Raw genomic sequence first — 15,551 nt, forward strand, 5'->3', positions numbered from 1 at the left:
GCTCCGGGTCCATCGGCGGGTCGCCGCGACATGTCCGGGGTCGGGGAGTTCGTGCTGCTCGTGGTGGTCCTGACGGCGCTTGTCTGGCAGTTCCAAAGCCTGCGAAGCGGCGCCGCCGATGCACCGGACGATGACCGGTATCGACTCGACCAAGCCCTGCAGGCCGCCCCGTTGGTGGGTGACGGCCATGCGCAAGTGGCGACGCTGTGCCACATGGCCAGCCTGCCGCCGCGGCTGCGCTGGCGCTGGGCCGGGGCCTGTGCGACCACCCGCGCCGATCAGGCAGGATCGCTCGATGCCTTGCCCGCGGCGCTGCAGGCCGATCAGGCTGGGCTGCAACAGGCGATCACGGCGGGCGCGGCCGGACGGCTGGCACGGGTGGCGCCGCTCGCCAAAAGCCTGGCCGAAGGCGTATTGCCCGAGGCCGAGCAGGCCACGTTGGCAGACACGGCTCGCGAACTGCGTACGTACCGTGCGCGCTATCAACTGGGCAGCGATCCGTCCAGCGGTTCACTGCCGTTGGCCTGCGCCTGGGCAGAAGCGCTTGCCGCCGCGCGGCGCGCAGGCAGCGAACCTGACCACACGCTCGCGCTGGCGAACCAGCTCGCGATCGTGCGCGGCGCCGCGGTGCGCCTGTGGTGGCCGTCGGCTGGCCCGACGATCGACTGGTCGAGCGGCACCACACCCGAATGCCGTGCGCTCGGCCCGCCGCAGCGCACGATGGCGTTGGCTGCCGATCTGGCGCGACAGGTGCGCGACGGCGAACGGCTGGCGCACAAGTCGGCCGCGATGCAGATCCTGACGCAGCGTGCCCCCTGGTTGCTGGTCGCGTGGTCGCTGTTGACCTGGGTGCTGGTTTCGCTGGCGCGCCGCACGCGCCGGCCGCTGCGTTTCCTGCCGCCGGCCTTGCTCGCATGGGCTGCGATGGGCGCCGCGTCCGGTCTGGCCCAGCCCGATGCCGGCGCGCCGATTCCCTGGTGGGTCTGGGTGTCGCTGGCAGCACTCGGCGTCGTGGTTTCAATCGTCGGCCGCTCGGCGCGTTTCGCGCTGTTCGCGCTGTTCGCGCCCTGCGCTCCGCAACGCAGCGTGGTGTTCTTCGGCTTGCCGCTGGCCGTGCTCTTCATCGGCATCGGCTGGTGGCTGGTGTTCGACCTGGCGCTGAACGGCCACGTGCTCAACCGCTACATCGCGCTGCGCCACAGCCTCGCGGTCTTCGGGGCAATGGTTCTGTTGTCGATCTTGCCGGCGCTGTCGCAGGGCATCGCCACGGTGTGGCTGCGCTGGGCCAGCCTGGTCACCAACGCACTGCGACCAGGCCGCGGCAGCGGCGTGCGCGCCTGGCTGCGGCCGGTTCTGCTCTGGTGGCTCTATGCGGCGGTCGTGCTCGGCTTCGCGCTGCTGACGCCCGGCTGGCGCCAGCTCACGGGTGAACTGCTGCCCTTGCTGCTGCTGCTCGGCGTGTCGTGGTTCTTCCTGCTGCGTGCCGCCTTGTGGACGCGACCGCAAGGCGGCGCAGGCTGGCTCGCCACCTCGATGCTGCCGCTGCTGGTGCATCTGGTCGTCGTGCTCGCGGCCCTGGTGTTGACCGATGACCTCGGTCCGACGCTCGTGGTGCTGTTCGCCTGCGCCATTTACGCCGGCGCCTTCGCGGCCCAGGGCCTGCTCGGCCGCGGCGCGCGCTGGCCGCTGGCGGCCGGTATCGGCATCCTGGCTGCGGTGCTGTTGGCGGGCGCGCTGCTCGCGGGGCTCTTTGCTTTCACGAAGCTGCCGGGCTCGGGCGCCGAACGGGTCGCGCAGCGGCTGGACGCCGTCACCAACCCGTTCTCGGCCGAGAACGACCAACTGGCCCACGTGCTGTGGCTGGGCCAACACACGCCGCCGAGCGGCTATGGCCTGGGGGCCGTGCCCTGGTGCGGTTCGCTACCGGTCGCCGGCTGCCCGGGTATCCCGGCCCAGGCGCAGAGCGACTACAGCTTCGCTGTGCTGCACGCGGTGGCAGGCCACACGGTCAGCTTCGGCCTGCTTGCTGCCTACCTGCTGTGGCTGGGGCTGCTGGCGGTGCGTCAGGCAGCGCAGACCCGCGGCAGGTTGAATCCGGGCACGTCCGGCGCTTCGCAAAGCGCCTGGCTGGCCTGGTTGTGCGTGTGCTGGGCCGTGTTGACGATGGTGCAGACACTGGTCACCGTGGCCGGCAATCTCGGCGCGTTGCCGCTCACGGGCGTGACCTGGCCCTTCGTCAGTTTCGGCCTGTGGTCGCTGCTGCGCAACACGCTGGTGCTTGGCCTCGTGATGAATCGCCCGGAGATCGCCGAATGATCCAGACCACCAACGCAAGGATCGACGACACCGCGCCGGTGATCCGGCAGGTCGCGCTGATCATGCTGGCACTGTGCCTGATCGTGCCTGCAGCGCTCTACCTGCGCGCGCAGAGCGGCACCGAGCGCCTGCACGAACCGGTCAGAACCCGCGCGGCCATGGACGCGCTGCTGAACGCCATTGCGCCTGCCAGCCAGCCGCCGGCGACGATGTTGGACAAGACGGCGCTCGCGGCGCTGCTGCCGCAATGCGCCGGCCTGCCGGCTTACCAGGGCTTGGAGTTCATGGATGACGTGGCGGAGCAACTGGGACTGCTCGACGGCCAACTCGAAGGGTTGACGGCGATTGATGGCCAGCGCAATGCGCCCTTGCGCCGGCGTTACCAACTGCAGGCCGCAACCTGGGCCCAGGGGGTGGCGAACAGTGCGATCGGTTGCCAGCAGGCGGCGCAAGCGCTGCGGCTGCTGGCAGGGCCGCGCGGTGCTGCATTGCTGGCGCAAGCACAGTGGCAGGAGCGGCAACGAGGCAACGCGCTGCAAGCCTCGCAGGCCGCGGTGCGCCTGGCCCCCGGAAGCCTGGCGCAGGCCGACCCCTGGCGCGGCTGGCCCGGCTGCATCTGGCTGGGTGGCCTGGAGCCGGGGAGCACGGCCTATCACCTCGCGCCGGCCGGCCGGGCGAGCTGGAGCCGCGCGCTTTGCGAGCAAAGCGGCTTCCGACCCGCGAACGCCAAGACGGTCGTGGCGGCCCGACCTGCTGCGGGGAATGCAACCCCGGCCCCCAACGACCCGGCGTGGGTCATCCCGAACGACCTCGGCACCTTGATCAGCGAACTGGATGCGCTGCGCCTGCCGCAAGGCCGGCTCTACAGTGATTACGCCGACGCACTGCCGGCGCACGCCAACCGTGCGACCGTCGGGCGCAACGAGGTCGACGTGGGGTTCAACCTGCAGCTCACCATCGAGCCGCGCATCCAGGCCATCGCCCAGCGCATCGCCACGTGTTATACCGGCCAGGTGGCGGCCTGCGCGCAGGCAGGCATCGCATTCGAGCAGGTCGGCGCAGCGCAGGGCGCCGGGGCCGCATCCATGTGGGAACGCGCTGCGGCGCGCATGACGGCAGTCGCGGTGATCGACGTCGCCAGCGGCCGCATCGAGGCCCTGGCGAGCGCGCATACGCCGTGCTACGCGCAGGAGAACGATGGTCCGTTCCGCGACGCGGGCTGCCTGCCACTGTGGACTGAACCCCGGCGCCGTCCCGATGCCTTGTTGAACCACGCGGTGTTCACCGACTACCTGCCGGGCTCGACGATCAAACCCATGATGGCCTCGGTGTTCTTCGAGGACACGGGGAGCAACGTCGAACAATTGTCGAACTGGCTTGCCACGTCCAACACCGACCGTTTCAACGACGAGTTGTTCTGCCTGGGGATCGCCAAGGGCAAGGCCTGCGATCGCCCGACTCGGGTGCAGCAGCGGGCCGCCGATCTGGGCTGGAACCCCGACTGTTCTGTGCTGCCGAGCCGCCGCTGTGCGCGTGCTGACATTCTGTTCGGCCGCCGATTGAGCGCGCGGCTGTCTCAAGACGGCGACGCGACCGCCAGCCTGCCCGACGCGACCCCGCTGCAGCGCGGCGCGCTGGTCGGACGCCTGTTCGTCGCACCGCCGGAGGCCGGCGGTGGCGAGCGCCTGATGGCGCTGCCCGAGATCGATCCGGCCAGCGCCGCGTCGTGCCGTGATTTGAAGGGGGGATGGCACGCGGCCAACTGCAGTTCGAGCGCGATGAAACCGCTGGTCAACGAAGCCGAAGGCCAGGGGCAGGCGCGCAGCACCGCGCTCGGCGTGGCAACGATGCTGGCGCGTCTCACCGCGGCTGCGAACGGCATGCAGGCGGTGCGCCGCCCGTACCTGGTGGAACAGGTCACCGATGCCGCGGGCACGCCGGTGGCGACGGCCGCGACGCGCAGCGACGACGGGACCTCGATACCGCTCGCAGGGGCAGAACCCACCGTTGTGGCCGCCGACGCTGCCCGGAAGGTTTTGCAGGGCCTCGCACGGGGCACCGGCCCGGGCGGGACCGGGAACCTGATCTGCAAGCACGTGTTCGGTACGCGCTGCACGCAGGCCGGCACGCTCATGGCCGGCAAGACGGGCACGCCGAGCTTTGACTTCGATCGCCTCAGCCTGACACAGGCGCGCCAGCGCTGCCGCGCCCACCCACGCGATGAAGGCTGCCTGCAAAAACCGGTGAAGTTCTACGTTGCCGCAGTCAAGTCGGGAGCCGATCGCCAAGGCCGCTACGACAAGGTCATCGCCGTGATGAGCGAGCGAAACTGGACGCTGGCGAGCGCCAAGCTTCCCGTCGCGGCACGTGAGCGCGTGCATGGCGGCATCAACGATCTGAACAACATCTCTACCGAGATTGCCATGCGCACCGTCGATGCGGCTTGGCGGCCGAAGACCGCGAAACCTTGATACAGGTCTTGCATGCGGATCAATTGCGCTGCTTGCCATAGCTGCGACCGTGCGAGCCCCGATCATCCGCGGCGTCTGTCCTGGCCAGGATGCTTTTCCTCGTATCGATCACGAAACGACGGTCCTGCACGGAGTACACCAACCGGCCGCAGGCGATACGCGGCGGCTCGATCACCACCCGCGCGAGGGCGGAGGAGGCCATCTGGCGATGTCGATACGACCGACCACGCTTGGCTGATGGCCATTGATCGAGACCCTGGGCTTCGCATGCGAAGCACCAGTGGCTGCGACTAAGGATGGCTCACGAGACCTCTCGCCACTGCTGCGGAATTCGAGGGCGTTCGGCTGGAAGCTTCTTGCCCGCAAATCGAGAACCACCTCGGAGCAAATGGCCCTTTGTCCAATACCGGCCGGTGACCCGGGGCAGTACCGCGAGATAGGTCGAAACCACGATCGCCGCGGCGCTGTCGAGCTTGAGGATGTCGGCCACACCGAGCGCGTGGGACACGGTCTGTCCCCGCGCCCCGACAGGCCGCCGGACCTCGATCAGCACCTCCGTCGCCAGCTCACGGTCGCTGCGCGGTGTGCCGTTCGGATGCATCACCCATTGGTCGACGTCTTCGGCGGCAAGGCCGCTTCGAAAGATGGCGACGATCGGAATGCATTTGCGATGGCTGGCGTCGCGCATGACGGGAACCTCCATCGTCCATGAGAACGTTCCCGCTCCATTCACTAACGTCGCCATTGGCGTCTCCCGGAAAGCTAATGCTGAAAGCAGTATCTCGCGGGTCCTGCCTTTTCCAAGCCGCGTGTTTGCTGGCTACCGTGATGTTTCACACGCAAAGTGCGACGGCAAGAAAAAGCCCGCCGAAGCGGGCAAAAAAGACTGTGCTGACAGTCTTCAGGAAGGTCGCCTTGAAAGGCGACGGCCCTTTATGCCATGGGGCCGAGACAGCGAGCGTGAACAAATGCGCATTCCATGGTGAACAAAGGTGTCGTGGTTCCCGGACCCGTGGTTTCGTGACGAATGCCCTCGGACTTCGCAACACGCACTTCCACAATCGGCATTGAACAACGCTTTGACACAAGCGTCGTCGCATCTGCAACGAGCCACAACGGCTGCGCGCAGCCTCTTAGAACGAGAGCGCGCCAAAGCCAGTGTTTCTCCAAGCAACGCGAGTTCAAGACATCCAACTTGGTGGAGGTGCAAATGAATGACCCCATGGTTTGCGAAAGATGCGGCAGCCCCTTGATGATTTTTCAGGAGGGGCGAACGCAGGGGCTGCGCTGCACGCATGGCGACTGGTCGATCGTCACCACGCACACGTCCTTGATCAAACTCGACCCCACCGTCTATGAAATCAAAATAAGACACGGCAACTATGAAAATTTATGCCAGATCAAAGCCATGTCAAAGGTCTCGAGACGGAGCCTTCTGGATGCCAGAAAACTCTTGAAGACGGACCATCCCACGGCGTTCAAGGGTGACGCAGCGCATGCGATCGAAGCACGCGATGTGCTGCTTGCGGCTGATCTGGAGATTGAAGTTTCTCCGGCCTTTCCTTGGTAGTTCGGAGTGCCTAGGTTTCCGATGAGCTTTTTGGAGGGGACGGCTGCTCAAGACAACGAGCAAGCACGGAAATGCGTGCTCCGTCTATGTCTACCCACTCGCTTTGATCCTGAAAATAATCCATGACAGAGACACTCGAATCGCCACCCCGACAATTCATCCAGACGCGCTACGGAAACCTCAGCGCCCCGGTCGGTGCAACCGATCTGATCACCGATTTTCTTGAGCACTATGGAGAATGGGCATCCCTCGAAGTCGAGTATCTGGCCTCGATGCTGCCACGCAAAGCAAGGATATTGGACATCGGCGCCTACGTCGGGACGTTTGCGCTGGGCCTGGCCCAGGCCGCTGACGTCTCCTTCGTCGCCATGGTCGAGGGCAACGCCGCCGTGGCCTCCCATCTGGCCACGAATGCCGCCCGGAACCTGCGTTGCAAGCATGAGGTTCTGAACGCCCTGGTCATCCATTCGGACGAGCCGCCGATCGAGCCGGGCCGGGCAGAGCCAGACAATGCAGGGTCCGCGTCCTTCGACCAACGCGCCAGCGGGACAGTGCGAGTTCCGCTGCCTGGCACGTTGATCGGTTTCAGGGCGCTCGTGGAGCGTTTCGGACCGCTCGATCTCGTCAAACTCGACGTCGAAGGGATGGAGGAACAACTGCTCCGCGACCATCCCGCACTGCTGCAGGACGCAAGTGTTCTGCTCTGGCTCGAATGCAATGAGAGCCGGAGCTCTCTGTCGCTCGCGAAGATGCTGGTGGCTACCGGCAGGCCGGTCACCTATTTCGCGTGGCCGTCGCACAACCCCGACAACTTTCGAGGCGCTTCGCGAAAGATATTCCCATTCGCCTATGAAGCAGGCCTGTTGCTGGGCGCGGGTGCTGCGCCATTGACCGCGAAACTCCATCGTGCCGGTTGCCTGATGAAGGCCATTCATACGGTGGAAGACTTGAAGGAGGCGTTGTGGCTCACGCCGCGATGGGCGCCAAGGGAGTGGGATGCGTTGGATCGGAATGAGATCGCTGCGATTGCAACCCATCTCTGGTTGGGCAGGAAGCGAGAGGATTTTCTGGCGGAAGGCGAATCGACAGCGGGAGGTGCCGCGGACGCGGGGGCCGACAGGAGTGGGGGAATCGTTCGAGGTGAAGAGGCTCGGTTGCAGGCTTTGAAGGATTCCAGGATTGCCCAGCTTGAAAGCAAATTGGCCGAATTTTCGAGTCGAGACCTTGACCGCGAGCGCGTGGAACATCACGCGGAACATCAGGAAAAAGCTGCGCGGGACGCATTGTGCGAGCAGCAAGCGCTTCATCAGAAACAGGTCGCCACGCTGATGGGACAGGCGGACGAGGATCGTGCAGGGCAGGCACGAGAGATGTCCCTCCTGGAAGGCCGGATCGCCACGTGTTCGGCGCAGGCCGCCGCGTTCGCGGGCGCGCTGGAGGGGATCCAGAAAAGCACGACTTGGCGGACCGCGCGTCGTCTCTCCCGGATGGCGGGGCGAATCCCTTTCTGCAAGCGTGCGTTCAGGCTTCTGATGCGTTGGATGAAGGTGCAGCCATGAGCGGATTCCGCCCCGAAGAGTACGACCTGATCGCGCCATTTTTCGATCGAAGTTTCTATTTGTCGTCCTACGCCGAAGTCGCTGCAGCAAGCATCGACCCGATCGAGCATTACTGCACCCGGGGTTGGAAAGAAGGCCGAAATCCGAATACGAGCTTCGATACGCTCTACTACCTCCGCGAAAATCGCGACGTCGCAGCCGCGGGCATCAATCCCTTTTTCCATTTCGTCGGAAGCGGCAGGCACGAAGGCCGCAGGCCTGTTCCCGAGATGAACGTGGTGCGCCAACGGGTGTCCGATGCCTGGTCCACGGCCGCCGCGCTTTCCCGCAGCGCGAAAGACGTCGAGCCCGTCCTTGGGGCACCAGTCGAACTGGATGCCGACGCCATGGTCGGGATGCTCGTGTCCTGCTCCGAACATGATCAGGTCGTCATTTCCGTCAGCCACGACGACTACGCCACAAGTGCGGGTGGGATTCAAAACATCATCGGCGATGAATGCAAGGCATTTCGCGCCCGCGGTGTCGGCTACCTGCACCTGTGTCCGGTGCGCCCGATGCGAGGGCTGGCCGACGCCTCGGCGGAAGATTTTTCCTTCGCCTTGCGCTTGGATGGCATGGCGATAGGCCGGACAAGTGGCTTGGCGCTTCGGCAAGCCTTGACGCGGCTCGCGAATGCCGGGGTAAGGAGCACTTGGGTGCTTCACCATCTCATGGGGCATTCGCCGGAGTTGCTGAGGACGCTGGTGGAGGCGAACAGTTCGTGCGCACCCCTGTTCTGGATCCACGACTACTTTTCCGCATGCCCCAGCTACACCCTGCTGCGCAACGATGTCACTTATTGCGGGATGCCTGCGGCAGATTCGGATGCGTGCCGCATCTGCGCGTACGGCCAGGCGCGGCCTGGGCATCAGGCACGCATTCAACAACTGCTGCATTCGATCCAGCCGGAATTGGTGGCCCCGTCGCAGACGGCATTGGAACTGTGGGCGCGCGCGGGGCTGTTCGAGACGCCGCACATGCACGTGCTGCAACCTGCCAAGCTGTTGCCCTCGGGCCGCCCGCGGCACAGTCGCTCGGGGCGGCTGCGCGTCGCCTATCTGGGTTCCCAGGTCTTTCACAAAGGCTGGTACAGCTATCAGCGCCTGGCCGCTGCCTTTCGCGCTGACGATCGCTATGAGTTTCTGCAATTCGGATCGCCTGGTCCGACACCCTCATTCATTCGCCACGTGCCGGTCAAGGTTGGCGCGTCGGCGCGCGACGCCATGGTGCGGGCCATCGCGGCGCAGGGCATCGATGTGGTGATTTCCTGGAGTGTGTGGCCCGAGACCTTTTGCTTTACGGCCCACGAGGCCATCGCGGGCGGCGCGTTCCTGGTGGTCAAGCGCGGTCAGGGACATGTGAACGCGGCCGTCCACCGGTATGCACCGCAGGCGTCTCGCAGCATCGAGGACGAAGAGGAATTGCATCGCTATTTTCACGCAGGAGGGATTTCGACCGACGTCGAGCAATCGCCTCTTCGGTACGGTTACTTGCTGCCATCCCAGGGCAGCGCGGAGCTGCTGCATACGACCGCATGCGAAGGCGACCAAGCATGAGGATCGCTTGCTTCACGAGTGCTTCCTACAGCTACCTGGACCGGGCGCGCGTGCTTTTCGAAACGGTCCGGAAATTCCATCCTGAATGGGAGAACTGGCTCTGCCTGGTCGACGAGGAGCCGGAGAACTTCGTGCTCGACTTGGGGGTAGAAGACATCGACCGCGTCGTGAAGCTCGAAGGGTTGGAGATCAAGGAGCCGCTGGCCTGGGCGTTCGAGCACGACGTGGTGGAGCTCTGCACGGCCGTGAAAGGCGCCATGCTGTGTCACATGCTGGAGCAGGGCATCGACAAGGTGGTCTACCTCGATCCCGACATTGCCCTGTTCGGCAGGCTGGACGAGGTGCTGGCGCTGCTGGATCAACACAGCGCAGTGCTCACGCCGCATCAGATCGATCCCGACATCGACCGCGCCGCGATCATCGACAACGAGATCGGATCGCTCAAGTACGGGATTTTCAACCTGGGCTTCGTGGCGGTGAGCAACACCGCGCCGGGCATCGCTTTCGCGCGGTGGTGGCGTGACCGTCTGCTGGAGTTTTGCTTCGACGACATTGCAAACGGCTTGTTCACCGATCAGAAATGGTGCAACCACGCCCCAGTGTTTTTCCCCGAGATCGCCATCCTGCGGCACCGCGGCTACAACGTCGCGAGCTGGAACCTCAGCCAGCGCCCGATCCGGATTGCGTTCGATGGCAAGATCACTGCCGGTGGCGATCCGTTGAAGTTCTTCCACTTCACCAAGGTGACCCACGTCGGAGAAACAATGCTCGCCCGCTACGCAGGCGGCCGCTCCGAGGTGTTCGAACTGATGCACTGGTACAAGAATCGCCTCAAATCCAAAGCCGTGGAAGGCGTCCCTCCGGGCTGGTGGCACTACGGGACCTATTCGGACGGCAGGGCGATCTCGAAGGAAGAGCGTGCTGCTTATCGGCGCCTTCGGTTGAACCAGAGACATCTGGCCAATCCATTCGCCGTTTGAACTGACTCACCTGCGTGAATTCGCGCCATGCGCAATTTCCCTTCGAGTCCACATCCCCGCGCGAAGCCCTCCAACGACAACCCGCAAAATTCATGACAACCAACAAACACATCTTCGTCATTGCCGCGTTGGCCACCGCAGCGCTCACCGCCTGCGGTTCTCGCGGCGCCAGGGTTGCCGAAGCCGAGCCGCCGGAGCCTACGGCCAATGCCCGCAACGCGGTTGTCCTGCCCGCCATCAGCTACGGCAAGACCACCAAGGGCGTGCAACTGACCAGGGCCGACGACGCGTGCGATGTCCCTGCATCGCTGAACCAGGCCATCCAGGATCAATTGCTGGCGCCCTACGAGTTCGCGGTGCCGTCACCGTCGGCCAACGTGACTGGCGCACCGACCCTGCGCATCGAGATCACGGACATCCTCGCCAATGCCGGCGGGCTCTATGGCGGCCCCAAGATCGTTCAGCTGCACGGCGTGCTGGACCGCCCCGGCGCCGCGCCAGCCCAGTTCACGGCGCAGCGCCAGATGTTCATGTACTTCGGCATTCCGCGCAGCACCTGCAGCATGGTGGGCGTGGTGACCTATGCGCTGGGTGGTGACATCGCCAAGTGGCTGCAAAAGCCTGTGGACGCAGCGAAGCTCGGAGAACTGTGAGCAGGGATCTGGTCCGGGGCGCCCGAGCACCGTTGACGCCGATGCCGGATCGCAACGAGATGGCCGGCATCAACCCTCCCAGAAGCCGCTGAAAAATTGCCAGCCTAATCAGAATCGCAGACCTTCCCATGCCCAGAGGAACCGCCAATTCGCCGTCGCTTCGCTGCCTCGTGCGCTCCCTCGACGGATGGTGGGTGCAGTTGACACGCAACGGCATCGAGCACCGCCATCAATTCAAGTTCGGGGCTTTCCGCAGCGAAGCCGAGGCGCTGGCACTGGCCCGGGCGCGCCGCGACCAGCTCATGCGGGAACATCCGGAGATCCCTCGCTGGCGCATCATCGAGCGCGCGATCTGCCGCGGCCAGCCCGGGGGCGTCGTCTATGAGGCAGGGCCGGACAAACAAGCCAGCTGCTGGTGTGCCCAGACCCCCATGGTGGACGGCACGCTCATGCGCGAGAGCTTCGGCATCGCGCGCTTTTCGAGAGCGGCCAGGAAGATGGCCATCGCTGAACGCGAGCGGCAGTTGAACCTGATGGTCGCAGGCTTCGCCGCCAAAGCCGAGCAAGATGCGGCGAGCAGCCGCTTGCACAACGGCCAGAAGGACGCTTCCATGTACGGCATCGTGCGCCAGAAGACCTACTGGCAGGTCAAGCTGGAGCGCAGCCGAAAGCGCTTCGGCAAGACCTTCTCCTTCGCCCAACTGGGCGGCATTCAAGACGCGTTGGCGCAGGCGCAGGCCTGGCGCGACGACATCGTGCGGCAGCACCCGCCGGTGATGCGGCAGCAAAGAGCCAACAAACTGCGCCGCAACAACAAGACCGGCATCGTGGGTGTCACCTGCGTGCTGTGGCCCGACGGCCGGCCACGCCAATGGTCGGCGCACACCTATATCGCACCCGGCAAGCTGCTGCAGAAGGCGTTCAGCGTCTACCGCTACGGCGAGGATGCGCAGCGGCTGGCCATCGCCGAGCGGCAGAAGCAGCTGGAGCAAATGGAGGGCCGGGCGCGGTTGCATCCGGTCGAAGAGCAGGTGCGGCGTTCTCCGGCAAAGAAGGCATCGAAGCGGTCTGGCAAGACCGATGTCCGTTCGAACGCGCGCGATGGTTCTCCGGCACGCCCGTCGCGCACGGCACGCGCACCCCGGTCAACCGAGCCGCAAGCGGCGCACAAGCATGAAAACTGATCAGATCTCGCATGAGGAGCGGCGCGCCGTCCACGGCGGCGCGGCCCCATCGCGGCCAGTCGTTGTCCAGGCGGCAGCTCCATCCGCGGCCCGGTCGCGCATCCTGGGAAGAACGCTGGTGGGCGCGCTGCTCGGCCTTTTGATCGTGATGGCGCTGCTCATGAAATGGCTCGTGGAGCATCAGGTCGAGGTGGCGGCGCAGCGCCGTGCCCAGGAAGCGGTCGCGCGTGCGGCCTGGGTACGCTGTTTCGAGCGGGCGTCGAATCGGGCGATCGATGCGTGCCTGAAGGAGAAGCCACGCGGTCAGGCCGACTGAATGCAGGTTCGCGAGCCGACTTGCGGCCGTGGTTTTGGAGCATCCATTGATCCAATCCTTCTGCTCACGACTGTGCGCGACCACCCGCGCCATGCCTCGTCTCAAGGCTGATCAACTCAGCCCAAGGTGACTTCTTTGGTATTGGTTTCGGCCAAGCGATAGCCATGGCCATACACCGTCTGCAGGCGCAGCCCACGCGAAGCCTGCAGGCCCAGCTTGGTGCGCAGCCGGTAGATCTGGCTGTCGAGCGCGCGCGAGGGTGCTTCGGCCTCGCGGCCGACGCCCTCCAGCAGGTGCGTGCGCGATACCGACCGGCCGAGGTTGCGGAACAGCGTGAGCGCCATGTGGAACTCGCTGGCGCTCAGCGCCACCCTTTGCGTCGGCTCTGACCCGACCGCGTCGATCTGCACGCTGCTTGACGCGCGATCAAACATCCAGGTGCCGAAGCGCTCCCTCGAGACCGGGGCCCGGATCCGCTTGGGTGTCAGAACGCGCCGGATCCGCGCCGCCAACTCTTGCGGGCGGACGGGCTTCCTCACATAGTCGTCGGCGCCCAGGTCCAGGGCGCGCACCGCGTCTTGTTCCGAGGTGCGCGAGCTCAGCATCACCACCGGCACGGTGCTCTCCTTCTGCTTGCGCAGCCAGGCCAGCAGTTCCAGGCCGTCGAGGTCGGGCACGTTCCAGTCGAGCACCAGCAGATCGAAGCTGTCGGTGCGCAGCGCGGCACGCAGTGCTTCGCCCTTGTCGAACGACACGCAGGACACGGGCTCGTCGACGATGAGCAAACGATGTTCGAGCAAGTCGACCAGGAAGCTCATCTGGGCCGGCTCGTCTTCCAGGACAGCAATACGCATGGCAGGCACCTCGCGTGGCGGTGGGCTTGGGGCATCGCACGCGCCTTCGAACGTGCAGCATGCCGAGATGTGTATTTGTGTAGGAATTGTCTCACGTTGTGTAGGAGTTGTCCCACAAAATGTGAATTTGGGACAACGGAGATGGGTCCGCGTCAACTTGCGCGCAGCTGAGTTGGTGCAGACGCCATCTTGAGCAGCCAAACCGCAAAGTGCCGATTGGGTGTTCCATTGAGACGGTCCTCTTTGCCGCAGCCTGCTCCTGGGCGAGGAGGAACGCTACCTCCAGTGCAGGCGAACCCGGCGGCCCCCGGGGCGGCACAAGGCCACGCTGAGCACCGACTGTAGAGCGACCAGAGCAAGAACGTCGTCCAGATCCTGAACGAACTGCTGGCCGACTAAGCCTTTCCGCCGTGGTGCTGCCCGCAATCGTCACCCAGGGCATGAATCGTGGAGCCCGTGCCGTAGCGGACGGCGCTTCGCTGGTGGAGCTGGCGCCCGGTCCGGTGTTGCGGCGACATTCACGCTGACGCGGGTCACGCCGCCACCGCCACCGCCGCCGGGCGGAGGGCAGTTGTGAACGACTCGCCGCACGGCGCTCGGCAAGTCTCGATAGCCCGCAAAAAAGCCGAATTTGGCGGGGTTCGACTTTCGTCGGGTCTCGCGCGTTTCCCCTGGTCAACTGACGACTGATCCACTGCCAGCAAGTCTGCGCCCAGGGCGGGCGTCCAGAAATGCGACATCGGACTTCAGCTCGTAAACGCGCAGCAGCATGGGGGCGCCACGACCCTTCAGGTCCAGATTCAGGACCCGATTGGCTTCGATCGAGATCTCCAGACGTGCTTGCTCCTTTTGAGGCGGTGCGCCGCTGCCTGACAAGCTGCCGCAGCTGCGAAGAGCAGCGGTGAGAGGAGGGTGACAACTCTAGAAAGCGCATTCGAAGAACTGCGTGCTTCTGTTGAGGTGCTGCACGTAGAGATTCAGTTACACCATCAACAGAGCGGCTGAAAAATCGCGGCCTTGGGCTGGGTGTTGCGCGCAGGAAATGTGTCGTGATTTTTGACAAAGATGAATTCAATTCACTATGCAAGTCAGATTTTGGAGCAATTGTCTGCGCAATGTCAAATAGGAAGTAATGCGTTGGATTCGCGCGCTGCGGCTTGTGGAAGGAATTCACGAACCGACGATCAAAAATTGGGAATGCAGCGCGAACCGTATCTTTTGTTATTGAACGTGAAGCAGAATGCCCAGCAAATAAATAGCGAACAGAGAGTTCTCGTCCGCAGGTGGATGTCCTGCCGCAGCATCCACGGGGCGCTCCCACCTGTCGCCCGTGAAATACTGCGCATATTTCGCCGAATTCCATGCGCTCGAGAATAGTTGACTTTTATTTGACATTTTTCGTGGGCGCGGCATAGGACAATTGGCGTTACAAAATAGCCCCCGCGGAATATACGTAAGAGATTCATGTGCGCTCCGTACGTCGCTTCTAGAGAAATGGGCGCTGGAGTTCCTCCTGTTTCTTGAGCAACGATGCTCGGTCGAATGCGGGATCGACTTCAATTGTTAATAAAAGAAAACTCTTTGTCCAAACAGAAGAGGCGGCGAGTTTTTCGCCTGGAGAAAAGAATTTCATGCACGCGGATCTTGCCCTGAAGATGATGTCGGATCTGTTCTGGACCGGGCTTTGGGTATGCCTTCCTCTGCTGGGGCTCACCATGCTCGTGGGCATCGTCATCAGCGTGCTTCAGGTTGTGACCCAGGTGCAGGAAATGTCGCTGACCTTCGTTCCCAAGCTCTTTACGGCGGGAGCGGTGATGATCCTGGCGGGCCCCTGGATGCTGCGCAAGCTCACGCAGTTCACGGTTCAGCTCTGGAGCGGCATTCCCTCGATGTTCTAGATCGAGCGCCTTCTCCATATGGACCTCTTGCCATCACATTCAGTGCCCGCCTTGCTTGCGGCGGTGCCCGAGTTCGGCTTTACGGCATGGTTGGCTTTCACCGGCCTTCTGGCCTTGCGGATCGCCGCCACCTTCGCCATGACGCCGGTGTTCTA

15 protein-coding genes and 1 pseudogene are annotated in these 15,551 nt (G+C 64.2%); 11 read left to right on the forward strand and 5 right to left on the reverse strand.

Annotated elements, in window-relative coordinates; translation table 11 throughout:
• The first annotated feature begins 30 nt into the window (after positions 1 to 30).
• Together J2X92_RS25560 and J2X92_RS25565 are read left to right on the forward strand one after the other, a co-directional pair.
• Complete coding sequence (locus J2X92_RS25560) at positions 31 to 2,316, forward strand: FtsW/RodA/SpoVE family cell cycle protein (protein WP_307579999.1); 2,286 nt, start codon at positions 31 to 33, stop codon at positions 2,314 to 2,316.
• Positions 2,313 to 4,787: a hypothetical protein gene (locus J2X92_RS25565; protein WP_307580001.1), complete on the forward strand. Its 2,475-nt coding sequence runs from the start codon at positions 2,313 to 2,315 to the stop codon at positions 4,785 to 4,787. Before J2X92_RS25560 ends, J2X92_RS25565 begins: the two co-directional genes overlap by 4 nt.
• 19 nt (positions 4,788 to 4,806) lie before the next feature.
• On the opposite strand, the gene J2X92_RS25570 is transcribed toward J2X92_RS25565, so the two are convergent.
• Both J2X92_RS25570 and J2X92_RS25575 read right to left on the reverse strand, forming a co-directional pair.
• Positions 4,807 to 4,989: a hypothetical protein gene (locus J2X92_RS25570; protein WP_307580003.1), complete on the reverse strand. Its 183-nt coding sequence runs from the start codon at positions 4,987 to 4,989 to the stop codon at positions 4,807 to 4,809.
• A 99-nt stretch (positions 4,990 to 5,088) separates the two neighbouring features.
• Entirely contained in the window at positions 5,089 to 5,475 is a 387-nt protein-coding gene (locus J2X92_RS25575; RefSeq protein WP_307580005.1) for a hypothetical protein, read from the reverse strand.
• Here J2X92_RS25575 and J2X92_RS25580 point away from each other — a divergent pair.
• The 8 genes from J2X92_RS25580 to J2X92_RS25615 all read left to right on the forward strand — a co-directional run bounded on the left by J2X92_RS25580 (position 5,474) and on the right by J2X92_RS25615 (position 12,644).
• Positions 5,474 to 5,773, forward strand: coding sequence for a hypothetical protein (locus J2X92_RS25580; RefSeq protein ID WP_307580007.1), 300 nt, complete (start codon positions 5,474 to 5,476; stop codon positions 5,771 to 5,773). The two genes, J2X92_RS25575 and J2X92_RS25580, sit on opposite strands and share 2 nt — an antisense overlap.
• A gap of 224 nt (positions 5,774 to 5,997) precedes the next feature.
• Positions 5,998 to 6,357 carry a hypothetical protein gene (locus J2X92_RS25585; RefSeq protein ID WP_307580009.1) on the forward strand — a complete coding sequence of 120 codons (360 nt, stop codon included), beginning with the start codon at positions 5,998 to 6,000 and terminating at the stop codon, positions 6,355 to 6,357.
• Between the two features lie 122 nt (positions 6,358 to 6,479).
• Positions 6,480 to 7,916 carry an FkbM family methyltransferase gene (locus J2X92_RS25590; protein WP_307580011.1) on the forward strand — a complete coding sequence of 479 codons (1,437 nt, stop codon included), beginning with the start codon at positions 6,480 to 6,482 and terminating at the stop codon, positions 7,914 to 7,916.
• On the forward strand, positions 7,913 to 9,511 hold the full coding sequence (locus tag J2X92_RS25595) for a hypothetical protein (protein ID WP_307580013.1): 1,599 nt from the start codon (positions 7,913 to 7,915) through the stop codon (positions 9,509 to 9,511). Before J2X92_RS25590 ends, J2X92_RS25595 begins: the two co-directional genes overlap by 4 nt.
• Positions 9,508 to 10,491 carry a hypothetical protein gene (locus J2X92_RS25600; RefSeq protein ID WP_307580015.1) on the forward strand — a complete coding sequence of 328 codons (984 nt, stop codon included), beginning with the start codon at positions 9,508 to 9,510 and terminating at the stop codon, positions 10,489 to 10,491. The genes J2X92_RS25595 and J2X92_RS25600 overlap by 4 nt, the downstream gene beginning before the upstream one ends.
• A 92-nt stretch (positions 10,492 to 10,583) precedes the next feature.
• Entirely contained in the window at positions 10,584 to 11,144 is a 561-nt protein-coding gene (locus J2X92_RS25605; RefSeq protein ID WP_307580016.1) for a hypothetical protein, read from the forward strand.
• 128 nt (positions 11,145 to 11,272) lie between these two features.
• The gene (locus tag J2X92_RS25610) at positions 11,273 to 12,328 is read left to right on the forward strand and encodes a hypothetical protein (RefSeq protein WP_307580018.1); all 1,056 of its coding nucleotides are present in this window, start codon (positions 11,273 to 11,275) and stop codon (positions 12,326 to 12,328) included.
• Positions 12,318 to 12,644, forward strand: a complete 327-nt coding sequence (locus tag J2X92_RS25615) for a hypothetical protein (protein ID WP_307580019.1) — start codon at positions 12,318 to 12,320, stop codon at positions 12,642 to 12,644. Before J2X92_RS25610 ends, J2X92_RS25615 begins: the two co-directional genes overlap by 11 nt.
• Positions 12,645 to 12,760: 116 nt before the next feature.
• Here the strand turns inward: J2X92_RS25615 and J2X92_RS25620 are convergent, their stop codons facing one another.
• From J2X92_RS25620 to J2X92_RS25625, 3 genes and pseudogenes are all read right to left on the reverse strand, one after another.
• Positions 12,761 to 13,498 (reverse strand): response regulator transcription factor, encoded by a 738-nt coding sequence (locus tag J2X92_RS25620; protein WP_307580021.1) that lies wholly within the window; start codon positions 13,496 to 13,498, stop codon positions 12,761 to 12,763.
• Positions 13,499 to 14,173: 675 nt separating this feature from the next.
• Positions 14,174 to 14,386, reverse strand: a pseudogene (tssJ, locus tag J2X92_RS29590) (type VI secretion system lipoprotein TssJ); the annotation flags it as partial.
• A 598-nt stretch (positions 14,387 to 14,984) separates the two neighbouring features.
• Positions 14,985 to 15,131: a hypothetical protein gene (locus J2X92_RS25625; protein WP_307580024.1), complete on the reverse strand. Its 147-nt coding sequence runs from the start codon at positions 15,129 to 15,131 to the stop codon at positions 14,985 to 14,987.
• On the opposite strand from J2X92_RS25625, the gene J2X92_RS25630 reads away from it, so the two are divergent.
• Positions 15,130 to 15,396, forward strand: coding sequence for a flagellar biosynthetic protein FliQ (locus J2X92_RS25630; RefSeq protein WP_307580026.1), 267 nt, complete (start codon positions 15,130 to 15,132; stop codon positions 15,394 to 15,396). The two genes, J2X92_RS25625 and J2X92_RS25630, sit on opposite strands and share 2 nt — an antisense overlap.
• The last annotated feature ends 155 nt before the right edge of the window (positions 15,397 to 15,551 follow it).

It is taken from the genome of Variovorax paradoxus (assembly GCF_030811855.1).
GTDB classification, from domain to species: Bacteria; Pseudomonadota; Gammaproteobacteria; order Burkholderiales; family Burkholderiaceae_C; genus Variovorax; species Variovorax paradoxus_L.